The organism is Litoreibacter sp., from assembly GCF_058136045.1.
In genome coordinates, this window is the sequence record NZ_JBYVDD010000005.1 from 127,112 (window position 1) to 140,041 (window position 12,930).

The 12,930-nt window shown below is 53.4% G+C and carries 14 protein-coding genes; 5 read left to right on the forward strand and 9 right to left on the reverse strand.

From position 1 onward, the window contains the following. Positions 1 to 44 precede the first annotated feature (44 nt). The 8 genes from AC3Y7R_RS08075 to AC3Y7R_RS08110 all read right to left on the reverse strand — a co-directional run bounded on the left by AC3Y7R_RS08075 (position 45) and on the right by AC3Y7R_RS08110 (position 8,299). Complete coding sequence (locus AC3Y7R_RS08075) at positions 45 to 554, reverse strand: Hcp family type VI secretion system effector (RefSeq protein WP_490041519.1); 510 nt, start codon at positions 552 to 554, stop codon at positions 45 to 47. A 54-nt stretch (positions 555 to 608) separates the two neighbouring features. Next, a complete protein-coding gene (gene tssC / locus AC3Y7R_RS08080; protein WP_490041520.1) occupies positions 609 to 2,099 on the reverse strand; it encodes a type VI secretion system contractile sheath large subunit in 1,491 nt (496 codons plus the stop codon). A gap of 60 nt (positions 2,100 to 2,159) precedes the next feature. Then, positions 2,160 to 2,684: a type VI secretion system contractile sheath small subunit gene (tssB, locus tag AC3Y7R_RS08085; protein ID WP_490041521.1), complete on the reverse strand. Its 525-nt coding sequence runs from the start codon at positions 2,682 to 2,684 to the stop codon at positions 2,160 to 2,162. A 133-nt stretch (positions 2,685 to 2,817) separates the two neighbouring features. Next, positions 2,818 to 4,161 carry a type VI secretion system protein TssA gene (locus tag AC3Y7R_RS08090; protein WP_490041522.1) on the reverse strand — a complete coding sequence of 448 codons (1,344 nt, stop codon included), beginning with the start codon at positions 4,159 to 4,161 and terminating at the stop codon, positions 2,818 to 2,820. An 88-nt stretch (positions 4,162 to 4,249) separates the two neighbouring features. Next, positions 4,250 to 4,771 carry an OmpA family protein gene (locus AC3Y7R_RS08095; RefSeq protein ID WP_490041523.1) on the reverse strand — a complete coding sequence of 174 codons (522 nt, stop codon included), beginning with the start codon at positions 4,769 to 4,771 and terminating at the stop codon, positions 4,250 to 4,252. A gap of 147 nt (positions 4,772 to 4,918) precedes the next feature. Beyond that, positions 4,919 to 6,286, reverse strand: a complete 1,368-nt coding sequence (tagH, locus tag AC3Y7R_RS08100) for a type VI secretion system-associated FHA domain protein TagH (RefSeq protein ID WP_490041524.1) — start codon at positions 6,284 to 6,286, stop codon at positions 4,919 to 4,921. A 93-nt stretch (positions 6,287 to 6,379) separates the two neighbouring features. Beyond that, positions 6,380 to 6,937 carry a DUF6931 family protein gene (locus AC3Y7R_RS08105; protein WP_490041525.1) on the reverse strand — a complete coding sequence of 186 codons (558 nt, stop codon included), beginning with the start codon at positions 6,935 to 6,937 and terminating at the stop codon, positions 6,380 to 6,382. Between the two features lie 201 nt (positions 6,938 to 7,138). Beyond that, complete coding sequence (locus AC3Y7R_RS08110; RefSeq protein ID WP_490041526.1) at positions 7,139 to 8,299, reverse strand: acetate/propionate family kinase; 1,161 nt, start codon at positions 8,297 to 8,299, stop codon at positions 7,139 to 7,141. Positions 8,300 to 8,517: 218 nt separating this feature from the next. Here AC3Y7R_RS08110 and AC3Y7R_RS08115 point away from each other — a divergent pair, with 218 nt between their 5' ends. From AC3Y7R_RS08115 to AC3Y7R_RS08125, 3 genes are read left to right on the forward strand one after another with little or no spacing between them, the layout of a single operon-like run. Next, entirely contained in the window at positions 8,518 to 9,213 is a 696-nt protein-coding gene (locus AC3Y7R_RS08115; RefSeq protein ID WP_490041527.1) for a CoA transferase subunit A, read from the forward strand. 1 nt (position 9,214) lies between these two features. Next, positions 9,215 to 9,838: a 3-oxoacid CoA-transferase subunit B gene (locus tag AC3Y7R_RS08120; protein WP_490041528.1), complete on the forward strand. Its 624-nt coding sequence runs from the start codon at positions 9,215 to 9,217 to the stop codon at positions 9,836 to 9,838. Then, a complete protein-coding gene (locus AC3Y7R_RS08125; protein ID WP_490041529.1) occupies positions 9,838 to 10,230 on the forward strand; it encodes an acyl-CoA thioesterase in 393 nt (130 codons plus the stop codon). The genes AC3Y7R_RS08120 and AC3Y7R_RS08125 overlap by 1 nt, the downstream gene beginning before the upstream one ends. A 30-nt stretch (positions 10,231 to 10,260) precedes the next feature. Here the strand turns inward: AC3Y7R_RS08125 and AC3Y7R_RS08130 are convergent, their stop codons facing one another. After that, positions 10,261 to 11,166: a ribokinase gene (locus AC3Y7R_RS08130; RefSeq protein ID WP_490041530.1), complete on the reverse strand. Its 906-nt coding sequence runs from the start codon at positions 11,164 to 11,166 to the stop codon at positions 10,261 to 10,263. A gap of 88 nt (positions 11,167 to 11,254) precedes the next feature. Here AC3Y7R_RS08130 and choX point away from each other — a divergent pair, with 88 nt between their 5' ends. Next, a complete protein-coding gene (gene choX / locus AC3Y7R_RS08135) occupies positions 11,255 to 12,181 on the forward strand; it encodes a choline ABC transporter substrate-binding protein (protein WP_490041531.1) in 927 nt (308 codons plus the stop codon). Positions 12,182 to 12,260: 79 nt separating this feature from the next. Next, the gene (tmpT, locus tag AC3Y7R_RS08140; RefSeq protein ID WP_490041532.1) at positions 12,261 to 12,899 is read left to right on the forward strand and encodes a thiopurine S-methyltransferase; all 639 of its coding nucleotides are present in this window, start codon (positions 12,261 to 12,263) and stop codon (positions 12,897 to 12,899) included. The last annotated feature ends 31 nt before the right edge of the window (positions 12,900 to 12,930 follow it).

The window sequence follows — 12,930 nt, forward strand, 5'->3', positions numbered from 1 at the left end:
GTCGCGGCGCCCCCTTGAATTTATAGTGATGGTTTGTTTTCGGCTTATGCCGGGGAAACTGTGCCATCCCATGGTTTGTTCTCTGCGATATCCCAACCAGCGGTTGTTGTACCAGCGTCTGCACCTTTGTCGTCTTGCATCGTGTATTCGATGTTGAAACGACGGAAGTTCAGGGTCAGTGATTCTTCGATACGGTCAAGACCGTCTTTGGAACCGCCAGTCGAATAGCTGGATACGATGATCATTTCCATGTGCAGCTTGAAGTACTCAACCGGAGCGTCGCCGCCAGATTTACGTACAGTCAGCAGGCCAGCGTCGATGTGCTTACCAGCAGTACATTTTTTGATCAGATCGTTGGAGGACTGGTCAACATATTTGATGATGTTGATGTCTTGAACGTCGACTTTACCGCCGCCGCCGCCGCCGCCCATGTGGGTGGTGCCGGATTGGGACATGCCCAAACCCCAGTTCAGAATATCAATCTCTTCTTTGTGTGCGGCGTCCTGAGATTCGCCTTTGATGCTCGACAGTTTCAGAAAAATATCGACAGCCATGTGTCTTCTCCTTGGTTAAAATAAAACGGTGAAAAATTTCTCTAATGAAATCACTTATTTCCCACCGGGTAGTTTGGATACGAGGCTCATCCCGATATCCATTCCTTCCATTTGGAAGTGCGGTTTGAGGAAGAACTTACCCATATAGTAGCCTGGGTTTTCTTCGTCCTCAATAACTTTGACCGTAGCCCCAGCAAGCGGTTTGAGAGCTTTTTCAGACTCTGTCGCGTTGTCAGGGTTCAGGTGTACGTATTTCATGATCCAGCTTTGTAGCTCGCGCTCAATCTGGTCGCGAGACCGGGACATGCCGATTTGGTCACGGACCATGCATTTCAGGTAGTGGCTGAAACGCGAGACCGCAAAGATGTAGGGTAGGCGGGCTGACATATTGTCAGACGCCGTGGCTTGTTCATCTTTGTAGACCTTCGGTTTGTAGATAGACTGCGCGCCGATAAAAGCCGCTTTGTCAGTGTTCTTACGGTGAACTAGCCCGATGAGACCTGCTTTGGTCAACTCGCCTTCACGGCGATCAGAGATAGCAATCTCGGTAGGGCATTTCAGGTCGGTGGACCCGTCACCAGTGTCAAATGTGTGGGCCGGTAGGTTGGTGACTTCGCCGCCTGATTGCACGCCACGAATTTGGACGGTCCAGCCATACTCCTTATGAGCACGGTTGATGTTCGTAGCCATTGCATGCGCCGCATTCATCCATGCATACTTGGTGCCTTCATGCCCATCGGTTTCCTCCTCGAAGTTGAATTCATCAACTGGCAGGGAGTTTTGGCCATACGGCTCGCGTGACAAGACGCGTGGCATAGTAAGGCCAATATAACGGGAGTTTTCACTGTCGCGTAGTGAATTCCATGCCGCGTAATCAGGCGTGTCGAATACGGTGGATAGGTCGCGCGGATTGTTCAGCTCGTTCCAGCTGTCCATACCCATTAAGGTTGGCGCAACCGAAGACACAAACGGAGCCATGGAAGAAGCTGCGATTTTGCCCATATCACGTAGCAAGCGCACATCAGATGCGGATTGATCAAAGTAGAAGTCCCCGATCAAGCAACCGTACGGCTGGCCACCTAATTGACCGAATTCGGCTTCGTAGATTTGCTTGAATAGTGGGGATTGGTCCCATTTGGCGCCGGGGTAGGAGCGCAATTCGCGCTCCAGCTCGGCCTTGGAGACGTTCATGACGTTGATTTTTAAGGATGCATCCGTCTCGGAATTATTGACCGTATAGGCCAACCCACGCCAAGAGGCTTCCAGTTTTTGATATTCTTCATCATGGATGATGGCATTGACCTGCGAGGTCAGTTTTTCATCAATGGCGGCGATCATTTGATCTATTGTATCAATGATGTCATCGGCGACCAAATCTTGGTCTTGCATCGCAGCTGCCACAAGAGTGGTAACAGCATTTTCAACTTCTTTTGCAGCGACGTCTGAGCGCGGCTTGAAATTCTGCTTTAAAACATCAGAAAACTCGTCGAGCTCACTAAGAGCACCACCAGCTTGGGCGCCTTCCTGTTGGGCTTCTGTCGCCATTATCGCATCCCCTTACAATCTTTTGTGCCCGCGCAATCAGTCTTGAGCGCGGTGAATATATTAGTCTTCTTCTTCGGTGCTATCCGGATTAGGCGTACGCTCGGCAAGTGCTGCCATTAATTCGGGATCTTCTAGCAACGCTTTGATCTGGTCCTGAGCTGCGGACTTACCGTTCATGTAACGCTGCAGGTTTGCAAGTTGAGTGCGTGCCTCCAGCAATTTAGCAAGTGCGGGAACCTGACGAGCAATTTCACCAGGTGAGAGATCATCCATTTTTTTAAAATTTAAGCTCACGCCTAATTTGCTGTCGGACTCGGGATCAAGCGTATTCTCTACGCGCATAGACAGACCCGGAGACACAGATTCCATATAGTCATCAAGGCTGTCCTGATCGACGCGAGTGAACTCACGATCGGCAACGGGCTCTTTTTCGACTTCGGAGGCATTGCCGCTTAAGTCTGACATAACGCCCATCACGAATGGTAACTCTACCATCTTGTCGGATTCGTAGGGGTCGGCGTAAGAAATGTTCACCCGAGGTGGGCGATTCCGTTTGATAAAACCTGTCGCTGAATCTGAGGCCATATTCCCTCTCCCTAAAATCTACGCGATAAGAAAGCCTCAATCACCTTTTGCTGTCAACGCATTTAGGTGATTTTTCACTCTTCCTTCACGTTCAAATCCAAATAAACCCGTTGTTCGTGACCTTAGGTCAGATTTACGAGCCGTCTCCCTCAGGTGAGGGCATCAATTCTTTAACGATAGCATGGAAATCTTTATCCATAAACCCCCGTGCTTTCAACAGAAGTATTGGAATCGGACTGACTGGCTCGCTTCGGCGATAGAAATCCTCCACGGCTTTGATGACTGCGGCTGCATCAGGGCGCGTAGATATCGAATCGGGCACTTGGCCTTGCGCCTCGCTGGCGTCAGGGCCGGCTGCTGCACGCATCTCTCCGGATAAGGTCCGCAGGCGGTCCATGGAAATGACGAATCCAGTTTCAGACCCAAAGTCGATCTTGGCTTGCCCGGAGTGTTCTGGAAGTAGCGTATCTAGCGCCTCGACCAAAGGTTTTCCAATCAACAAGCGCGCCTGAGTTACCAGTAGCAAGGCTGCCGCCGACGGCTCTTTGGTGGCGAAATACTGTTCCACAACCTCCAACGCCATACGGGCGACGGAATATGTCGGGATCACTACCGGTCCAGACAAGGTGGTAGCCTGCGCCGCTGCTGGTACATCACCTTCAAGTTGCGCACCTTCGTCGCCGGGTAGTGGCGCGCCATCACCTTCGGCTTCCTCTTCTTCATCAGCTCCACCTAAATCGGGTCGGGCTTGCTCAACAAATTCAACCAACTCTCCCAGGCGGGAGTTCAGTTTTTCGATGTCGGGAGTAAAGGGGCTGTCCTCTTGCGCTTTGGTCACGGCAATAATGCGTGTCACGGCTTGCTTGGCGGCCAGTAATTTTTCGTGAGTTTTGTCTACATCCTTCTGGTTGGTCTCATTGCTGAGCGCTCCAAGTAAAGTTCCCGCATCTCCGGCCACTTCATCTTCGCGGGGTTCCACCTGCCCTGTCGCCAGAAGATACATTCGCTGATTCACCACGCCTGCGCGTCGGTCTTCAACCAATGTCGCATATTGCAGCGGCATAGTTACTGTCGCCAGCGTGTTCAGTTCTTCAAGTGCGTTGCGGCGCTCATTGTTGTCGCCATTCACTTGTGGATGGGTATCTACAGGGTGTTGCTCAAGAACATCGGCCATAGCGACAAAAGCATCGCAAAACCCATGCAGCCGCCCAGCTAAAATTTGGAAGCGCGCTTGAATGCCTAGCAAACGTAGATCCCGCGTCCGGTTCAACAGTCCCTCGACCAGCTTATCTTCTGCCTTAAAGTCGATCGACTTCGGGTCGAATAGTTGCTCTCGCACCAAGTCGTAATACTTAGTTGGCATTCGTTCTGGCGCTTCGAAAAAGTAATCCAGAAAGGCCGGATCATCTTCTGCCAGCAGGTCGGGGCCACAAGGGGCATCGGGGGAGATAGGGTCCGTAATCTTAGCGTAATTCATGCGAGGTCCTGAAAAGCAAACAACCACCCGCCCAAACCAAAGGGCGGATGGTTGCTCGTGTCAAATCGTGGCTAGCTTTGACGTGCGTTTAGCGCAGGTCAATGCGTAGTTCTACGCGGCGGTTTTCTGGGTCGAACTCATCGTCAACACGAGGTTGCGCTTTGCCAAGCCCGATGGCTGACAGACGTTGCTCGGAAATACCTTGTTCAGTCAAAAACTTGGAAACAGAAGCGGCACGCGCTTCCGATAAATCCAGATTATAACCTTCGGTGCCGCGAGCATCGGTATGGCCCTCAACAACGAAACGAGCAATTTCCAGGCGCTCATCTTTCATCATCCGTGAGAAAATCTTTAAGCTTTCACGGGCCTCAGAAGTCAATTTAGCTGAATCCAGCTCGAAGTTGATTCGCATATCCAAGCCTTGCGGGATGGACGGTGCGGCTTGCGTATCGCACTCCTGAGCGGTGCCAATACAGATGCCACGAGTTCCACCCATATCGAGAGAGTTAATGTAGAAATCAACAAGTTCCTCGGTGGTATAGGCCGACTGAGCAGACGCTGGAACTGAGAGTGCCGCAAACACAGCGGCGATCGCAAAGAGGCGTTTCATTATAAGACCCTTCAATAAAATACTGCGCTCAATATACCAATTAGATGACCTTTGGTCAATGAGCGCAGGGTGAGCACACTCTAGTTAGGTGTCGATTTCACGTTTGTGAATAAACTGTGTATATTCCTGTCGCACAGGTCAGGGGCCTTATCTATTGCCGCCACTTGCCTTGATAGAGGCGTCGTATGCTTCGGCAAAATACGCGAGAAATACGTCGAGCATGCCGTTTTCATAGGGGTGGGTCTTGGCATCCCAGCGCTCTACAAAAACTTCCCAGTTGCGGCCCTTCTTGCCGCCGCCAACCACGGCAAGCGCCCCGGATCCCCCTGACCGCTTTTCAATAGCTTCGGGCGACAGGTCTTCTAGTAATCGGGCAAGTGCCGGTTGGATTGCAGAATATACGGCCGTTTGATGGCGTTTGATGTCGCCAAAGGCCTCGACCAGTGTGGCGGTGCCGTTCAAATACCCAGCGCGGGGGTTGATATACATGACATCCATCGCCTGAATGGCGTCTGGCATAAACTTCAGGGGGTTGTTGTCGGTTTGCTCCATCATAGTTCGAGAGCCACTTTTGACGAATTGTTTAGTTGCAGCACGAGCCCCAAGAAGGGCCTTTAGCTCTTCAGTGGCTACCCGCAAAGACTGGCCCAACTCACGGGCCATTTCCATCGAATCTTTCGCTGGCAAATTTTGCACGGGCAGGCCGGCACCTTCGCAAAAAGCCCGCAGTATAGCGTCGGCGCTAGGACCAGCTTGAGCCATGGGGACTGCGGGGGCCGGAGGGGCTGCTGCGGGGGGGGCTGGAGGGGGAGGGGCCGAAATAGGTGGTGCAACAGGTGCAGGTGCGAATCCTTCAGGTGCAGGTGCAGGTGCAGGTGCAGGTGCAGGTGCAGGTGCAGGTGCAGGTGCAGGTGCAGGTGCAGGTGCAGGTGCAGGTGCGGGGGGCGTCGCTGCGGCGAAAGGAGATCCGCCTGCCGCAGGCGGTGCCGCTGGCGCGCTAGGGGGTGGTGTCGGTGTCGGAGGTGGAGTGGGGTTCACAATAAAGTTGTCGCCAAAGTCACCACGCCATTCGTTTTCTTCAGTAGGGGTAACATTGATGGGTTCAGCCGGCCCGCCGCCCATTGACCAAGGGTCAGCGCCGGCTGCTGGAGGCGCTGCTACTGGCGAGGCCGGGGCAGGTGCTTGCCACCCAGCTTCTGCAGTGTCCAAAACGACGACTATTATGTAGTGACCAACCTGTAAGCGGTCCATGTGTGCTAACTGGTATGGGCTTTCGACCCTATGCGAATAACCTTGCAAAAACGTGCCATTGGTCGAGGTGTCATTGAGCCAGTAGGCGCCATTTTGGAAAGTAATCTCAAAATGCTGGCTAGAAATATGACGTGCAGGATCGGGTAGCGTCCAATCCATGGCTCCATCACGACCCACCAAAATTCCGCGATCTTCAACGGCGATCTCTAAAGGACCTCCATCTTCGAGGAAATCATGGTTCTCTATTTTCAAAGTTAGTTTCATGGCGGTCTTCGGCTTTGGGTAAATAGTTGAGAGAATCAGATATCATTGTGAGTCCCGCATCGCGAGGCTTGGTAGAAATAGATAAGGTAATTTTTAGTCGCCGACTAGGGTTTGCGCGAGAGTAATGAACCGCGCGAGGTTGATGGAGCGTTGTTGTAGTCCACCACGCGCTAGGCAAGACAGGACACCAGCGTTTGCCGCACGAGGGGTGCTTAGGTCAATCCGCTCGCCTCTAGAGCCTCCCCCAGAGGCACCTGTGGCCAAACCAAGCCAGACACCGGGTGTCTTTGACGGAGCTTGCAGGGCGATGTCATAGATGGCTTGGCGATTGCTGTCTGACGGGTCATGCGCCCATGTGCTGATCATGTCTAATAACTGGTGGTCTACAGGTGTTAGATGCTCGCGCATGGTGGCTATACATTCATGCGCCCACCAGACGGCAATTCGCGGCTGGAACGCGTAGGCGGCTAGGGTCACAGCTTCTTCGGGAGTAGTCGAAGATCGTAACCGCGCTAACAGGAACGACACGGTTTCGTTTGCACGCGGCTGAAGCTGAATGTCTTCTTTCAGTTCTGGCATCATTGCATATAGGTCTGGTGCAATGATTGTGCGCAGATTTGATGAGGGCGGAACCGTGCGGTCACCGTCCATGAGACCGGGTCCCCGGTCTGTGTTTGTGGTACTGGAAGTCATGCCTGCCTCAAGAGCTGGCAATGGGATAATTCAATAAAATACATTCGACGTCGCTTCAAAAGAAATAAAATTAGGCGATTTGCCTATTCAAAACCAAAACACCATGGCACGTCAATCGCCGCGTGACTTTACTGGCCTAAAAGCATGCTTTTAGATCGATTATTGTACTAAATCACGTAGATGCCCAGCAATTACGCCCTCTTCGTCGGTGGGTAATACACAAACTTGAACGGTGCTGTCTTTGGCATGGAGCATTGTTTGCCCCTTTCTGTTGGCCTCCGAATCCAGATGTATGCCAAGCCATTCTAGATGTGCACAAATGCCTGACCGAACTCGAGCCGAGTTCTCACCGATGCCCGCCGTAAACACCAAAGCGTCCAATCCGCCAATACACGGTAGCATTCGTGCCAACTCTTGTGCTGCACGCAGACAAAATAACTCGATTGCTTGGTTTGCTTCTGGGGTTGGGCTGTCTTGCAAGACTTGCATGGCGTTGGACACGCCGGACACCCCTAACAGCCCGGATTCTTTGTAAAGTAGCGTTTCGATTTGCTCGATTGATAGTCCCATGCTTTGCTGCATGTAGATGAGCACACCGGGGTCAAGACTGCCGCACCGCCTGCCCATAACCAGCCCATCAAGGGCTGAAAACCCCATCGTCGTGGCAACGCTGCGTCGTGCTTGCATGGCGCACATGCTGGCCCCGTTTCCAAGGTGTGCCACAACAATTTTCCCATCAGAGAGCTGCCCTAAATGGCGGGGCAAAATTCGGGCGATATACTCGTAAGATAGCCCGTGAAACCCGTAACGAATAATGCCTTGCTCGGTCAGCGTGCGTGGCAATCCAAACATGCGGTTGACGATTGGCTGGCTGGCATGAAACCCGGTGTCGAAGCAGGCCACTTGGGGGAGGTCTTCTTTCCACCCGCGAACAGCCCGAACAGCGCCTAGGTTATGGGGCTGGTGGGAGGGGGCCAGTGGTTCTAACGCGGACAATTGCTCCAGCACGTCATCGGAAATGAGAACTGGCTTGGAAAAGTTTTGCCCCCCGTGCACTACGCGGTGACCAACTGCTGCAATATGCCCGAAATCAGAATGAGCCGTCAGCCAACCTAGCACCCGCTGGACGACTTCACTGTGCGGTGTTTCCGGGGTGAGCGTGCCAAGCGCATCGCTTTGTGCCCCGGTCGCAGAAAATTCTGGCGCGCGCCCGATCCCAGAGACCTTACCCTTCAAAACGGGGGTATCAGAACTGGCGGTGTAGACTGCGAACTTGAGGCTGGATGAGCCAGCGTTCATTACCAGAAAAACATCGGGCATAAGGTGGCGTCCTTTGTTGTTGGGTGTTGAAGCAGACCTATCGTGCGTCATTCGAAGCGACAAGTCATGACGCGCAACTCGAAGCTTCGGCAGTTTGAATGGGACAGATATTGCCAATTGCGCACCAATGTTTCCTCAAACGATGTTGCAACCGCAGCAAATCCACGCAACAAATGGCGGCAACAGCCGATCAACGGCAAGTTTCAGAGGAATCCTCCATGAAGAAAATCTACCCCTCCGCATCCGAGGCGCTCGACGGGTTGCTCCATGATGGCATGTTTATTGCCGCTGGCGGCTTCGGGCTTTGCGGCATTCCCGAGCTATTGTTGAGTGCAATTAAGGACGCGGGCACCAAAGATTTGGTCTTTGCGTCCAACAACGCGGGCGTGGATGATTTTGGCATCGGCATCTTGCTGCAAACTAAGCAGGTCAAGAAGATGATCTCCTCCTATGTGGGCGAAAACGCCGAGTTCATGCGCCAGTATTTGTCTGGCGAGTTGGAACTGGAATTCAACCCTCAAGGCACCTTGGCCGAGCGTATGCGTGCAGGCGGTTGCGGCATCCCCGGGTTTTACACGAAGACCGGCGTTGGCACCGTGATTGCCGAGGGCAAAGAGCACAAAGACTTCAACGGCGAGACCTACATCATGGAGGAAGGCATCGTTGCCGACCTCGCGATTGTGAAAGCGTGGAAAGCTGACGAGACGGGCAATCTGGTGTTCCGCAAAACCGCCCGCAACTTCAATCCTCCGGCTGCCATGTGCGGCAAGACCTGCGTGGTGGAGGTCGAGGAAATCGTGCCAACTGGCTCGCTTGATCCCGACACCATCCACCTGCCCGGCATCTATGTGCATCGCATTATTCAAGGCGACCACGAGAAGCGAATTGAGCAACGCACGACGAGGAGCGCATAACATGTGGGATCGCAATCAAATGGCCGAACGGGCCGCGCAAGAGCTGCAAGACGGCACCTATGTGAACCTCGGCATCGGCATCCCGACGCTGGTGTCCAACTACATTCCCGAAGGCGTGGAAGTCACGTTGCAATCGGAGAATGGGATGCTTGGCATGGGGCCTTTCCCGCTTGAGGAAGACATCGACGCCGACCTGATTAACGCGGGCAAGCAGACCATCACCGAGCTGCCACAAACCGCGTATTTCGATAGCGCGCAAAGCTTCGGGATGATCCGTGGTGGCAAGATTGCCATGGCAATTCTAGGCGCGATGGAAGTGGCGGAAAATGGTGACCTCGCCAACTGGATGATCCCCGGCAAGCTGGTCAAAGGCATGGGTGGCGCGATGGATCTGGTGGCAGGTGTCGGCCGCGTTGTGGTGGTCATGGATCACACCAACAAGCACGGCGTCAGCAAGCTGTTGAAAGCCTGCACCTTGCCGCTAACCGGCCAAAAAGTGGTAGACCGCATCATCACCAACCTTGGCGTGCTGGACGTGGTAGAAGGCGGTTTGCGCATCGTCGAATGCGCCGAGGGCGTAACCGAGGAAGACCTGCGTAACGCTACTGAGGCCGCTATCGTCTGATGGCCCTGAACAACCCCTCTCCCGAAGGTGATCTGACCTTGCAAACGGTGGCCTTTCCCAAGGATACCAACTCAGGTGGTGATATCTTCGGGGGGTGGGTGATCTCGCAAATGGACATTGCGGCAGGCACCACTGCACAGCAACGCGCCAAAGGCCGTGTCGCAACGGTTGCTATTGAGGCCATGCGGTTTCATGCGCCGATCTTGGTGGGGGATTTAGTGTCTGTTTACACCCAGATCGTTAAAACCGGGCATACCTCCATCACTATGCATGTGGAAACATGGGTTCGCCGTCAACGCACGAGTGAGTTGCTCATGGTGACTGAGGGCGACTTCACTTTCGTTGCGATTAAAGCGTCCGGGCTCAAGCGCCCCCTTCCACCGCTGGACTAGTTTCGTCTCGCTGTTTCCAACAGCGTCCTACTAACTTAGCAACGCATCTACTTCGTCGCGGGTGGGCATTGACGATGCTGCACCGGGGCGGGTCACTGATATTCCTGCGACGACACAGCCAAATTGTGCGGCCTCCAACGGCGGCAAGCCACGCGCCAACGCACTGGCAAACCCGCCATTGAATGCATCCCCTGCACCCGTGGTTTCGACCACCGTGCCCGCGTTGATAGCAGGCACCATGCCGTGTCCCTCTAAGTAAACCCCTTGCCCGCCCATGGTGATAATTGGCGTGCCAACACCCATATCTTTCAATACCGCACAGGCTATCGCAGCGCTGGCGGCATCGGTCACAGCAACCCCTGTTACCGCTTCTGTCTCGGTCTCATTCGGGGTGATGTAGTCGCATAATGCCAACATTTCGCCCGAAAGTTCAGCTGCCGGAGCCGGATTTAACAAGGTGGTTACACCCGCTGCGCGCGCCACGCGCAAGCCCTCCAAAGCCGCATTCATTGGTTGCTCCAGCTGAGTCATAAATACGTCAGCGCTCTCAATTTCGCTTCGCGCACGCTCAATGTCTTCAAGGCCAATCAATCCGGCTGCACCCGGGGACACAATGATTGCGTTGTCTCCCGTTTCTTCATTCACATAGATAAACGCCGCACCAGTGTAGCTATCGCTGATCTCACGGATCACTGGCGTCACACCTGCCTCGGCCCACATGTCGCGTGCCATCTGAGCAAACGGATCAACCCCAAGAGCCGATATAAATGCCACTTCCGTCCCCATTTTGGCGGCCGCTACCGCCTGATTAGACCCTTTACCGCCCGGTCCCAGAGCAAAGGAGTTCCCTAAAATTGTCTCCCCAATCAGCGGCATTCGATTGGCCCGAAAGGCCGCGTCTGCTACGAAAATCCCCAAGACTGCTACCTTGCCCATGTCGTTCTCCTACCACTTCCGGCTTTACACCCGCCACGAGCGGTATAGCCTTGCGCACAAATTAAAACATGAACTGGGAGACTACCAAATGTCCATCAAAACCACCCTTTCCGCACTAGCAATCACTGCAATTGCCGGACCTGCATTCGCCGCATGCGAAGAAATCACGTTTTCTGATGTAGGTTGGACGGATATTACAGCCACCACTGCTGCAACCACTGTGCTGCTGGATGCGCTGGGTTATGAAACAGACATTAAACTACTATCGGTTCCCGTCACTTATACGTCTATGGCTGAAGGCGATATTGATGTGTTCTTGGGCAATTGGATGCCAACCATGGAGGGTGACATTGCATCCTACCGTGAAGCTGGCACGGTGGTTACGCTTCGCGAAAACTTGGAAGGCGCAAAATACACTCTGGCAGTGAATTCTGTGGCCAAGGAGCTAGGTATTAAAACCTTTGCAGATATCGCCGCCAATTCAGATGCGCTTGAGGGTAAGATTTACGGCATTGAGCCTGGCAATGACGGTAACCGCCTGATCCAGTCCATGATTGACGGTGATAGTTTCGGCCTGAAAGGCTTCGAGGTCGTGGAATCGTCCGAGCAAGGGATGCTGGCACAAGTAGAGCGCGCCACCAAGAAGGGCGAGCCGATGATTTTTCTTGGTTGGGAGCCTCACCCGATGAATGCCAACTTTGATATGGGCTATCTAAGCGGTGGTGACGAGTTCTTCGGCCCAGATTTAGGCGGGGCAACTATCTACACCAACACGCGTAAGGGCTTGGTTGAGGATTGCCCGAATGTCGGCGCACTGCTTGGCAATCTAAAATTCACATTGGCAATGGAAAACGAGATCATGGGTGCCATCCTGAATGATGGTGAAGATGCAGATGATGCAGCTACTGCATGGATGGCTGCAAATCCTGACGTTGTTATGAGCTGGCTCGATGGTGTGACAACCAAAGACGGTGGCGATGCTGTTGCAGCTGCGAAAGCTGCATTGGGTCTCTAACCTGTGAGCGCTTTGTAAAAAATCAAAGGCCTGAGCGTTTCACGCTTGGGCCTTTTTTGCATCCCGAAGGAGAACACATATGGACGCTGACTTTTGGCACGCACGCTGGGATGCTGGAAAAATAGCGTTTCACGAGGGCCAACCTAATGTACTTTTGCGCACACAGCTCGCGCAGTTGGCTCTTTCACCGGGAAGTCATGTTTTCTTGCCTCTGTGTGGAAAAACACGCGATATTGCATGGCTGGTGTCGGAGGGGTTTCGTGTCACAGGGGTGGAGCTAAGCACATTGGCAATAGAGCAGTTATTCCTTGAAATGAAGCTGACGCCAGAGATTGAAGACCTAGGGCTGATAAAGCGGTTCAGCTCCCCTAATATCGACATCCTTGTCGGTGATTTCTTTGAAGTTACCAAGGATATGTTCGGCCCTGTAGATGCTGTTTATGACCGGGCAGCCATGGTTGCTATGCCGGCTGCTATGCGTGCTGATTATGCGGAGCACCTTTCTGTCATCACAGAGAAAGCACCTCAGCTCCTGATCTCATTCGAATATGACCAGTCCCAAATAAATGGCCCCCCGTTTTCAGTGTCCGAGGCCGAGATACGTGGCCACTATGATGCGGGTTTCCACTTAAGATGCCTTAAGTGCGTTGACGTCTTGGGTGGGTTGAAGGGGGTCGTGGCCGCGCGCGAGGCTATTTGGCACCTTACCCCCAAATAGCCGTAATAATTCGACTTCCGGTCGCGGCTGA

Bases quoted from the DNA above. Each gene is read 5' to 3' on its own strand.
- AC3Y7R_RS08075 (WP_490041519.1), bottom strand. From the start codon at position 554: ATGGCTGTCGATATTTTTCTGAAACTGTCGAGCATCAAAGGCGAATCT.
- tssC (WP_490041520.1), bottom strand. From the start codon at position 2,099: ATGGCGACAGAAGCCCAACAGGAAGGCGCCCAAGCTGGTGGTGCTCTT.
- tssB (WP_490041521.1), bottom strand. From the start codon at position 2,684: ATGGCCTCAGATTCAGCGACAGGTTTTATCAAACGGAATCGCCCACCT.
- AC3Y7R_RS08090 (WP_490041522.1), bottom strand. From the start codon at position 4,161: ATGAATTACGCTAAGATTACGGACCCTATCTCCCCCGATGCCCCTTGT.
- AC3Y7R_RS08095 (WP_490041523.1), bottom strand. From the start codon at position 4,771: ATGAAACGCCTCTTTGCGATCGCCGCTGTGTTTGCGGCACTCTCAGTT.
- tagH (WP_490041524.1), bottom strand. From the start codon at position 6,286: ATGAAACTAACTTTGAAAATAGAGAACCATGATTTCCTCGAAGATGGA.
- AC3Y7R_RS08105 (WP_490041525.1), bottom strand. From the start codon at position 6,937: ATGGACGGTGACCGCACGGTTCCGCCCTCATCAAATCTGCGCACAATC.
- AC3Y7R_RS08110 (WP_490041526.1), bottom strand. From the start codon at position 8,299: ATGCCCGATGTTTTTCTGGTAATGAACGCTGGCTCATCCAGCCTCAAG.
- AC3Y7R_RS08115 (WP_490041527.1), top strand. From the start codon at position 8,518: ATGAAGAAAATCTACCCCTCCGCATCCGAGGCGCTCGACGGGTTGCTC.
- AC3Y7R_RS08120 (WP_490041528.1), top strand. From the start codon at position 9,215: ATGTGGGATCGCAATCAAATGGCCGAACGGGCCGCGCAAGAGCTGCAA.
- AC3Y7R_RS08125 (WP_490041529.1), top strand. From the start codon at position 9,838: ATGGCCCTGAACAACCCCTCTCCCGAAGGTGATCTGACCTTGCAAACG.
- AC3Y7R_RS08130 (WP_490041530.1), bottom strand. From the start codon at position 11,166: ATGGGCAAGGTAGCAGTCTTGGGGATTTTCGTAGCAGACGCGGCCTTT.
- choX (WP_490041531.1), top strand. From the start codon at position 11,255: ATGTCCATCAAAACCACCCTTTCCGCACTAGCAATCACTGCAATTGCC.
- tmpT (WP_490041532.1), top strand. From the start codon at position 12,261: ATGGACGCTGACTTTTGGCACGCACGCTGGGATGCTGGAAAAATAGCG.